The 6,987-nt window shown below is 61.9% G+C and carries 5 protein-coding genes; 3 read left to right on the forward strand and 2 right to left on the reverse strand.

Annotated elements, in window-relative coordinates; all coding sequences use genetic code 11:
- Both BJP06_RS11065 and glpK read left to right on the forward strand, forming a co-directional pair.
- Positions 1-828: an HAD family hydrolase gene (locus BJP06_RS11065; protein WP_071573880.1), complete on the forward strand. Its 828-nt coding sequence runs from the start codon at positions 1-3 to the stop codon at positions 826-828.
- 3 nt (positions 829-831) lie between these two features.
- Positions 832-2,292: a glycerol kinase GlpK gene (gene glpK, locus BJP06_RS11070; protein ID WP_071573881.1), complete on the forward strand. Its 1,461-nt coding sequence runs from the start codon at positions 832-834 to the stop codon at positions 2,290-2,292.
- A gap of 23 nt (positions 2,293-2,315) precedes the next feature.
- Here the strand turns inward: glpK and BJP06_RS11075 are convergent, their stop codons facing one another.
- Complete coding sequence (locus tag BJP06_RS11075) at positions 2,316-4,202, reverse strand: N-acetylmuramoyl-L-alanine amidase (protein WP_071573882.1); 1,887 nt, start codon at positions 4,200-4,202, stop codon at positions 2,316-2,318.
- A 133-nt stretch (positions 4,203-4,335) separates the two neighbouring features.
- On the opposite strand from BJP06_RS11075, the gene glf reads away from it, so the two are divergent.
- On the forward strand, positions 4,336-5,514 hold the full coding sequence (gene glf / locus BJP06_RS11080; RefSeq protein ID WP_071573883.1) for a UDP-galactopyranose mutase: 1,179 nt from the start codon (positions 4,336-4,338) through the stop codon (positions 5,512-5,514).
- Positions 5,515-5,972: 458 nt separating this feature from the next.
- Here the strand turns inward: glf and BJP06_RS11085 are convergent.
- On the reverse strand, positions 5,973-6,987 hold a 1,015-nt coding region (locus BJP06_RS11085), incomplete at its 5' end, for an IS3 family transposase (protein WP_143110630.1).

Consider the following 6,987-nt stretch of genomic DNA (forward strand, 5'->3'; position numbering starts at 1 on the left):
ATGAACGCCCCTAGCCTGATCATCAGTGACATTGATGGCACATTCCTCAACTCCTACGGGCGGGTGACGCCGCGCCTGTTGGAGGTCGTCGCGCGGGCTGTGCGCGGCGGAACCAAATTCGGGCTGGCCACCGGGCGCCCCCACCGCTGGCTGCTGCCTGTGCTCGAGCAGCTGCCGTTCGAGCCGGTCTGCGTGGCCGCCAACGGCGCCGTCATCTACGACCCCGAGCACGACGAAGTGATCAAGTCTTTCGCGCTGTCCCCGGAGAGTATGGAGGAGACGGTGGGGGTCGTCGAAAAGGTGATGGGGGAGGCCGGCGTGACGGTGGGCTACGGGGTGGAGCGGCTGAGCCAAAGCGCGCTCGATCCGGAGGAAGAGTGCTTCCTGATTACGCCGGAGTACAACCCTGACGCCTGGGACGCCCGCTTCGGCGTCGTCCACGTCGAGGAGCTGCTCGCGGAGCCAGCCGCGAAGCTGCTGGTTCGCTGCCCCGACCTGATGGCGGAGGAGATGTTCGACATGATCGCACCCGAGATCGACCAGGACATCGCGCACGTCACCTACTCGATGGAGGAAGGGCTGCTCGAGTTTTCGCGCCCGGGCGTGACCAAGGCGGCCGGCGTGTCCTACCTGGCAGCACAGTACGGGATCGACCCGGCCCAGGTGGTGGCGTTCGGCGACATGCAAAACGATGTTGAGATGCTGGCGTGGGCCGGCATGGGCGTCGCTATGGAGAACGCGACCGAAGCGGTGAAAGACGCCGCTGATATTGTGACCGCGTCGAATGACGAAGACGGCGTGGCGAAGGTATTGGAGCACTGGTTTTAACTCATGACGTTGCTGGCGGCTATTGATCAAGGCACAACATCAACCCGGTTCGTAGTCGCCACTACGGGCGGCGAGGTGATCGCGCAGGCGCAGTTCGAGCACCGGCAGATCCTGCCGCGCGAGGGCTGGGTCGAGCACGACCCACTGGAAATCTGGCGCAACACGCGCCGAGCCATGAGCGACGCCGTGGCCAGCGCAGATATCGACGAGGCTGCCATCGCCACGCTTGGGCTGACCAACCAGCGGGAAACCGCCGTCATCTGGGAACGGGCAACCGGTAAACCCATCTACAACGCCATCGTGTGGCAAGACACCCGCACTGCCTACGACGGCGACGCCACCGAGTTCCACTCCAAGACCGGGCTGCTGCGCAACTCGTATCCGGCCGGACCGAAATGGGCCTGGATCCTCGACCACGTCGACGGCGCCCGCGCACGCGCCGCCCGCGGCGAACTGCTCGCCGGGACCATGGACACCTGGCTGATCTGGAACCTCACCGGCGGGCAACGCGACCCGGGCAGCGCGCTGCACGTCACCGACGTGACCAACGCTAGCCGCACACTCTTGATGGACCTGGAAACCCTCCAGTGGGACCCCGCCCTGTGCGAAGCCATCGGCGTGCCGCCCGAAATCCTGCCGGAGATCCGCCCTTCCGTCGGCGACTTTGGCCAGGTTCGCAACCAAGGCCCACTGGCCAACGTGCCGATCTGCGGCGTGCTCGGCGACCAACAGTCGGCGCTCTTCGGTCAGGGCGGCCTCGAGGAGGGCGCCGCGAAGATGACCTACGGCACAGGCCTGTTCATGCTGCTCAACACCGGCACCACGCCCACCTTCAGTGAGACCGGCATGCTCAGCACCGTCGCCTACCAGCGCGCCGGGCAACCCGCCGTCTACGCCCTGGAGGGCTCCGTCGCGGTGGGTGGTTCCCTCATCCAGTGGTTGCGCGACCAGCTGGGGATCCTACGCACCGCCGCCGAATCCGAACAGCTCGCAAGCGAGGTCCCGGACAGCGGTGGCGTCGTCATCGTGCCCGCGTTCTCCGGGCTGTTCGCGCCGCGCTGGCGCCCGGACGCCCGCGGTGTGATCACCGGCCTGACCCGCTTCGTGGACCGCCGCCACATCGCGCGCGCCGCCCTCGAAGCAACATGCCTGCAGACCCGCGAGGTCGTCGAAGCGATGGGCGTCGAGCTGCGCGAACTACGCGTTGACGGCGGCATGACCTCCAACGACCTCCTCATGCAGATGCAGGCCGACATCCTGGGCACCCGCGTCGTGCGCCCCGGCAACATCGAAACCACGGTCATGGGCGCAGCGTCGGCGGCGGGGATAGGTGCCGGGCTTCTCGACGCCCCACTCTCCCTCGGCACGCCCACAACCTGGGAAGATACGGCAAACGCGGCGACTCGCGAAGTGCTTGTCGCCGCGTGGGAAGATGCGGTGCGCCGTTCCTATAACCTTGCTTAGGTCTTAGCCGGAGCTAGCCAGGGCTAGTGCACACCGATGTTGATGGTGTTGGTGTGCTGGTTGTACGTGATGTCGCCGCCCTGGAAGTCGACGCGGAAGAGGCCGTCGCCAATCGGGTGCTCGGAGTTGACCGGCAAGCCGAGCGGGCCGGCGTCGAGACCTTGCTGCAGCCAGGCGTTCGCGATCTTCGTGAACATCGTGAACGCTTCGCCCTTCGCGTTGCGCACGGCGATGCCGTTCTGGAAGAACCCGAAGTCGTTACCACCCACGCCACCGACGCCGCCGAGGAGCGCGCCGAGCGTCGGCTCAAACTGCTTCCATACTTCAGCCAGGTCGTTCTGGCCGGCGAACTTCAGCATCGGCCCGATGTACGGGGTGATCTTCTGCAGCGTCAGCCCCGGTGCGATCTCTACACCTGCGAGGTTCTTGAAACCCTCTGGCAGCAAATCGTTCGCCTTCGCGTACAGGAAGATCAGGCCAGCCAGCGTGCCGACGGCCGCTGCGATCGCCACCGCATCACCCGCAGCAATGCGCGACAGGGAAATGTTGTCGGAGGAACCAGAGTTGGTCACCTGGGTTGTGGTGCCGTCAGGGTTCGTGACGGTGCCCTCATTCTTCTTTGAAGAGCCGAGCCGCTCGAGCAGGTCACCAACCGTGGTGTCGGTGACAGGGCCCGTGTAGTCACCCGGTGGTGTGAACCCAGCGTTGTTGCGCAGCGAACGGTACTTCGTGTTCGCAATCGTGCGAACCGTGTTCATCCGGTCGTAGAGGTTCTGGCCCGGGCACTCGTTGTAGTGGAAGTCCCGGTGTGCGTTAATGTTTGGGAACATCCCGCCCTGGCCAGCGCGATACTTGCTGCCCTTGAAATCGAAGTCAGCGTAGTGGTAGCTCGATCCCATCGGGTCAAACCCGGCAACGGCGGCCTTCCAACCGATGATGTCGCCCAGCGCCTGCAGCGACGCCTGCGTCGGCACTGCGGTCTGGTAATTGCCCAGCACCGACACACCCCAGGTGTTCTGGTTGAAGCCACCCACGTGCGCGCCCTGGACCGCGCGGTCCAGCCCGCCGTAACGGCCTTCGTAAATGTTGCCGTACTTATCTACCAAGGCGTTGTAGCCCACATCGCCCCAGCCCAGGGTGTAGGTGTGGTAGTTCCAGATGCCACGCACAATGCCCGGCGCCTGCGCCTCGGTGTAATTGTTCGAGCCGGCGGTGTGGTGGACCGTCGCGGCAGTCACCGGCTCGGTGTAGGTCGGGGTGCTGTTCTTGCCCGCACCCCACTGTGCGCGCGTGATCACCTTCGGCATGCCGTAGGTGTAGGAGTCCACGACTGGTTTGATGTTGCCGTTGACGGTGCCGGTGCCGCCGTCGATAAACACGGCCTGGATGTCGGTGGCCGCGTTCGGAGCAGTCGAGTCCTTACGGCCGTTCTCCAGGAGATCAACGTTGCCCGTGGAGACCTGGATACGCTTCGTCGGCTCGACGAAGATCGGCTCGGTACCGAACGTGTCCGTGCCGGGTGCAGCGTCGAGCGGATCCATCTCGAACCACTCCGTCCACGTGCCGTCGGCACGCTGAGCGCGAACAAACGCCGCGATGTCGCGGTCGCCCTTCCATGTCAGGCCGAACAAGTTGAACTCACGGTCGCGGGTGAACTCCTTGACCACGCGGCGCTCTTCGGCCTCCCCGCCCTGGGTGCGCACCGCCGCGTCATCCACGGTGATATTCGCGCCTGTGGCGAAGGACTCGCTGGCGTTATAGACGTCCATCTGCGCCGGTGCCGCCGACTGGACCTGGACAATGTGGTTGCCGCCGAACGCCCCGGCGACAACGAGGGCCACGGACACCACCGCAGCCATCAGAGGGCGCATCCTGGAGGATTGCCCATTCAGGCGCTTCCGCTGTTGCACGTTTCAACTCCTGTGGCTATAGGGATAAAGGTTACTCTAGTGAAGTCTAGTGTAAGTTAAAGTCTCAAGTGAGTCTTGAGACTCGGCGTGTCGTGCGGAGGGGCGTCGAAAAGAAATGTGACAAAATGGCCGTATGACTTACGACCTCATTGTTGTTGGATCCGGATTCTTCGGCCTCACCGTGGCAGAGCAAGCAGCCAGCGAACTAGGCAAGCGAGTGCTCGTGGTGGAGAAGCGCAACCACATCGGCGGCAACGCCTACTCCGAAAAGGAGCCGGAAACCGGCATTGAGGTGCACAAATACGGCGCGCACCTGTTCCACACCTCGAACGAGCGCGTGTGGGAATACGTCAACCGTTTCACCTCGTTTACGGATTACCAGCACCGCGTCTTCGCGATGCACGACGGCACCGCCTACCAATTCCCGATGGGCTTGGGCCTGATCAACCAGTTCTTCGGCAAGTACTACTCGCCGGACGAAGCCCGCAAGCTGATCGAGGAGCAGCGCGAGGGCCGCGACCCCGCTGAGGCTACGAACCTGGAAGAGCGTGGCATCGCGCTGATCGGTAAGCCGCTGTACGAGGCGTTCGTGAAGCACTACACCGCCAAGCAGTGGCAAACCGACCCCACCGAACTGCCGCCGGAAATCATCTCCCGCCTGCCAGTTCGCTACACCTTCAACAACCGCTACTTCAACGACAAGTACGAAGGCCTGCCCGTCGACGGCTACGCCGCCTGGCTCGAAAGGATGGCCGACCACGAACTTATCGACGTCCGCCTCGACACCGACTGGTTCGACATCCGCGACGAATTCGAAGGGATCCCCGTGGTCTACACCGGGCCACTCGACCGCTACTTCGACTACGCCGAAGGCCACCTCGGCTGGCGCACCCTAGACTTCGAGCAGGAAGTACTAGACACCGGCGACTTCCAGGGCACATCGGTAATGAACTACAACGACGCCGACGTCCCCTACACCCGCATCCACGAGTTCCGCCACTTCCACCCGGAGCGCTCCGAGTACCCAACCGACAAGACCGTGATTGTGAAGGAGTACTCCCGCTTCGCCACCGACGACGACGAAGTCTACTACCCAATCAACACCCCCGAAGACCGCGCCAAACTGCTGAAATACCGCGAACTCGCCGCCGAGGAATCCCGCAAGAACGGTGTCTTGTTCGGCGGCCGCCTGGGCACCTACCAGTACCTGGACATGCACATGGCTATTGGCGCCGCGCTCTCACTATTCGACAACCACTTGCGCCCGCACTTCGAGGACGGCGAGCCACTGGACCAGAAGCGCGGGCACTAGGGGTTCGTTGGGTTTTGGGGTCTGTTTTGTATGGCTCTTAAGAGGCCAGTGACAAAAGACGCAACCTCTGGCGGCTAGCCCTTTTCTGACCTGCATGTTTGAATGTCTAGAGCAAAGGTGGTTGGGTCTTTTGTCACTCGGGTCGGCTAGGGTGGTGCCAAATTCACACGTGAACTTCGCACGACCAGGGGCAACGTTTTAGTGGTCAACCGAAATCCAGGGATTTGGTGCCGCTTAGCTCCGCTCGGCTCTATACAGTGACAAATCACGCAGCTAGCAAAATGTAGCCCTTTTCTGACCTGCGACTATGGATATCTGCACCAAATGGGTGTGCGTCTTTTGTCACTCGCCGCAAGCCCTGCGCACCTTTTTCCTGCCTGGAAAATCCACAACCTGGGCAAATGCGCCGGGCCGCGCGCGAACGCTCTGTGTCAAGTGGTTGTGGTCCGGAATCATGGTTAACAATGCATCATCAATGCACGCGGCATCGGCGCTGTCTTAGTTGTTGTGCGGATAATTGTGACTTTCTCAGGCAACCCAATCGGTGTTTTCGGTCGCGCGGTAATTACCCCATCAGCAAGGGCTTGCTCGACGGCACTTCGCCGGTTGGCCTCCATCTGTTGCCACGTGCCGTCTAGCACGCTTTGCGGTGTGTACCCATTAATCCCACTGTGGGGCCGGTGGTTATACAACGTTGTAAACTCATCAACCCAGGCCGCTGCATGTTTAATGCTGGCAAAAGCCCTCGGGTAGTAGGCCATACCTTTCATGGTGTGAAACAACGACTCCATATGCGGATTATCGTTACTAATCGACGGCCTGCTGAAGGAGCGTTTGACCTGGTGGGCATCAAAAAGTCTGCCAAGGCTGCGACTGGTCATCGCTGCCCCGTTATCGGAGTGCACCGTGTCGACATCAGGGTGTGCGGCAAAGATTTCTTCAAACATATGTCGTGCCACGCGGGAATCTTCGTGGTGGGCAACAACTGCGCCGACAACAGCACGGGAATACAGATCGATTGCGGTATGGCAGGCGTAGTACTGGTTTGTGTACTTGCCTGGAAGATAGGTGATATCCCAGCACAGCACTTGACCTGGCCGGTGTGCTTCAACATGTGGGGGCTGGTTGTGCCCGCGTGCACGCCGCGGGCGTGTTCTGCGTGTGCCGTGGCGTTGTGATAAGAGTTTGCCGTGTGCTTTGGCGACCCGGTAGAAGCTACGCAAGCTGGCGATATAGCACCCATTGTTCAATGCGTGGTAGAAGACATCATCCACACTCGAATACGGATTAGCATCCAACAAGGCCAAAATGTCGTTGACTTGCGCATCGGTTAAGCGTTTGATGTTGCGTTTGTGATGCGGGATCGGATCTTGCTTCTTCGGGCGGGGATTGTCCTGGTAATACCGCCTGGAACGCGCCACGCCTAACACGTTGCAGGCTTTCCTCATTGAGTGCGCTATGCGCGGCCGCGAT

The sequence above is a fragment of the Corynebacterium sp. NML120713 genome, from assembly GCF_001875735.1.
Taxonomy (GTDB): Bacteria; Actinomycetota; Actinomycetes; order Mycobacteriales; family Mycobacteriaceae; genus Corynebacterium; species Corynebacterium pseudogenitalium.

Coding starts and splice junctions, on each gene's coding strand:
- BJP06_RS11065 (WP_071573880.1), top strand. CDS start 1: ATGAACGCCCCTAGCCTGATCATCAGTGACATTGATGGCACATTCCTC.
- glpK (WP_071573881.1), top strand. CDS start 832: ATGACGTTGCTGGCGGCTATTGATCAAGGCACAACATCAACCCGGTTC.
- glf (WP_071573883.1), top strand. CDS start 4,336: ATGACTTACGACCTCATTGTTGTTGGATCCGGATTCTTCGGCCTCACC.